This window comes from Georgenia sp. (assembly GCF_054605595.1).
Genome location: NZ_JBTSDU010000183.1, coordinates 1 through 3,427, shown reverse-complemented (window position 1 = coordinate 3,427; position 3,427 = coordinate 1). Strand labels below are relative to the sequence as shown.

The 3,427-nt window shown below is 69.1% G+C and carries 3 protein-coding genes; all 3 read left to right on the top strand.

Features of this window, described 5'->3' with window-relative positions:
* Nucleotides 1-948: cell division protein FtsA (gene ftsA / locus ACYC1Z_RS14365; RefSeq protein WP_461410201.1), on the top strand; the 948-nt coding region annotated here is incomplete at its 5' end.
* Nucleotides 949-1,044: 96 nt separating this feature from the next.
* Nucleotides 1,045-2,742: a cell division protein FtsZ gene (gene ftsZ, locus ACYC1Z_RS14360; RefSeq protein WP_461410200.1), complete on the top strand. Its 1,698-nt coding sequence runs from the start codon at nt 1,045-1,047 to the stop codon at nt 2,740-2,742.
* A 134-nt stretch (nt 2,743-2,876) separates the two neighbouring features.
* Nucleotides 2,877-3,427, top strand: a 551-nt coding sequence (locus ACYC1Z_RS14355; protein WP_461410199.1) for a UDP-3-O-acyl-N-acetylglucosamine deacetylase, incomplete at its 3' end; no start/stop codon positions are given.

Genomic DNA, 3,427 nt, shown 5'->3' with positions numbered 1-3,427 from the left:
TATGAGGTCGGCGATGACGACGTCGGCCGCGTGCTGGCCCAGGGCTATGAGGACGCGGCGGCCACCGACCGCGAACTTCTGCACATGATTCCGGTCGGCTTCTCGCTCGACGGCGCGCGGGTCAGCGATCCGCGCGGCATGTACGGCGACCATCTGGGCGCCAATATGCACGTCATCACGGCGGGCGCGAGCGCGGTACGCAATCTGACCACCTGCATCGAGCGCTGCCACCTCGAGATCGAGACGCGCGTCTCCTCGCCCTACGCCTCGGCGCTGGCCACCCTCGTCGATGACGAGATGGAGCTGGGCGCCACGCTTCTCGACATGGGCGGCGGCGTCACCTCGATCGCCGTCTTCTTCGGCGGCGAGGCCGTCTACACCGACTCGATCCCCATCGGCGGCTCGCACGTCACCAACGACATCGCGCGCGGCCTGTCGACGCCGGTCGTGGGCGCCGAGCGCATCAAGACGCTCTATGGCAGCGCCATGCCCTCGCCGTCCGACAACCGCGACTTCATCGACGTGCCCCAGATCGGCCAGGAGACGCCCAACCAGGGCCAGGCCAACCACGTCCCCAAGTCGATCCTGGTCGGCATCATCCAGCCGCGCCTGGAGGAAACGTTCGAACTGGTGCGCGCGCGCCTGGAGGCCAGCGGCTTCGACCGCGTGGCCGGCCGGCGCCTGGTGATGACCGGCGGCGCGAGCCAGTTGCCCGGCGCGGCCGACCTGGGCGCCCTCGTCCTCGACAAGCAGGTCCGCCTGGGCCGTCCGGTGCGCGTCGCCGGCATCGCGGAAGCGACCGGCGGACCCGCCTTCGCCACGTGCGCGGGCCTGCTCACCTACGCGGTGCATAAGCCCGGACTTCTCGCGCAGCAGATCGTGCCGCAGATGCGAAACGGCGCCGGCATGGTGGGCCGGATCGGCTCGTGGCTGCGCGAAAACTTCTGACCCGAGGTGCCATAGCCATGAACGCATGAGGGCGGAGATGACGAAAAGAAACCCGACACGAAACCTGCAACGACACGTTTTGAGACGGAGGACCCAATGACCTTGAACCTATCGGTACCTGTTACGATCCAAGACCTGAAGCCGCGTATCGTGGTCGTCGGCGTCGGCGGCGCCGGCGGCAATGCCGTCGAGAACATGATCCAGTCCCAGCTCGAGGGCGTCGAGTTCCTGGTCACCAACACGGATGCCCAGGCGCTTTCCCTGTCCAGCTCGCCCCAGAAGATCCAACTCGGCCTGACCGTGACCCAGGGTCTCGGCGCCGGTTCGCGTCCGGATATCGGCCGCGCGGCCGCCGAAGAGGGCATCGACCAGATCGTCGAGCATCTTCAGGGCGCGCACATGGTGTTCATCACCGCCGGCATGGGCGGCGGCACCGGCACGGGCGCCGGTCCCGTCATCGCCCGCGCCGCGCGCGAGATGGGCATCCTGACCGTGGGCGTGGTGACCAAGCCCTTCCACTTCGAGGGCGCGCACCGCATGCGCACGGCCGAGCAGGGCATCCAGGACCTGACGCAGTATGTCGACACCCTGATCATCATCCCGAACCAGAACCTGTTCCGGGTGGCCAACGAGAAGACGACCTTCGCCGACGCCTTCAAGATGGCGGACGACGTCCTTTACTCCGGCGTGCGCGGCGTGACGGACCTGATGGTCATGCCGGGCCTGATCAACCTCGACTTCTCGGACATCCGCACCGTGATGGCCGAGATGGGCAAGGCCATGATGGGCACGGGCGAGGCGTCGGGCGACCGTCGCGCGCTCGATGCGGCCGAGGCGGCGATCTCGAACCCGCTGCTCGAGGACATCACCATGAAGGGCGCGAAGGGCGTGCTCATCAACATCACGGGCGGCCTCGACATGACGTTGTTCGAGGTGGACGAGGCGGCTAACCGCATCCGCGACGAAGTCGACGCCGACGCCAACATCATCTTCGGCTCGACCTTCGACGAAAGCCTGGAAGGCGTGATGCGGGTCTCGGTCGTCGCGACCGGCATCGATGCCGAACAGATGTCGATGCCCAAGCCCGGCCAGCCGCTCCTCGTCGTCGAGGGCGGTCGCCGCACGACGGGCCGCGGCTCGGCTTCGGCCGGCGCTCCCGCCGCGGAAGCAGCCATGGCGCCCGTCGCCACGGCCGCCCAGCCCGCCATGGAAGCCGCCATGCCGATGGCACCCGTTGTCCAGCCGGCCCCCATGGCCGCGCCGGTCATGGAACCGCGCGTGGCCCCGGCCGCTCCGGCCATGGTGCCCTCGCGTCCCGCCGCCGCTCCGGTCATGAGCGCCCCGGTCCAGGAGCCCGCTCCTGCCGCCCCGGCGCCCGAGGCCGAAGCCCCGCTGATGGCCGAACCGGCCATGGCGCCCGCCGCCGCATCCGCGGCTCCGGTGGCCCAGCCGGTCAAGAAGCCCGAGGCCTTCATTCCGCCCCGTCCGGTCGAGCCGACCGGCAAGCGGACCGCCGAGCCCGTGGCCAATCCCTTCACCACCGCGGACCTGGTCAATGCCGGCTCGGCGCCGGCGAAGCCCGCCCGCGGCCGCATCGGCTCCCTGTTCGGCAGGGTGACCGGCGGATCCGCGCCCCGGAAGGCCCCCACGGCCCCGGCCGAGCCCGCGAAGGCGGCTCCGGCCCCGGCCCAGGCGTCCCTGGGTGGCCTGGACCCGAAGGACCGGGTCAAGGTGTCGGAGGGGGATGACGATCTGCTCGACATCCCGGCCTTCCTGCGCCGCCAGGCGAACTGACGGAAAGGCCGCAACATTCTGTAACAATTAGTGATTTGAGTGCTTCGGGGGTGCTTGTTACACCTCCGAAGCGCTCGAATCCCCGCCCTGAGGGGGGCAAGGCCGGGCGCCTGGAAAAGGACGTTCGAGCCTTGATGAACGGGCGGGAACGAAGGGGTCGCAAGAAAATGTCGGTTCGTCGCGACGGCACCACGTTTCAGAATACGCTGAAGACCTCCGCCGCCTGTACCGGCACGGGGCTGCATTGTGGCGAGACGGTGACGATGACTCTGTCGCCGGCGGCGCCCAACACCGGAATCGTTTTCCAGCGCACGGACATGGGCGGGACGATCGTTCCCGCCACTTGGCGCCATGTGGTCGATACGCGCCTGTGCAGCGTGGTCGGCATCGAGAACGGCGCCCGCGTCGGCACGATCGAGCATCTGATGGCCGCGCTCGTGGGCTGCGGCGTCGACAATGCGCGCGTCGAGATCGACGGGCCGGAAGTGCCCGCCATGGATGGCAGCGCCGCGCCGTTCGTCTCGATGATCGAACGCGCCGGCTTGGCGCGCCAGGGCGCGCGCCGCCGCATGATCGAGGTGCTGAAGCCCATCACCGTGGCGGACAAGTCCGCGCACGCGTCGCTCGCGCCATCGGACTCGTTCAGGGTGAGCTGCGAGATCGACTTCGACAATCCGGCCATCCA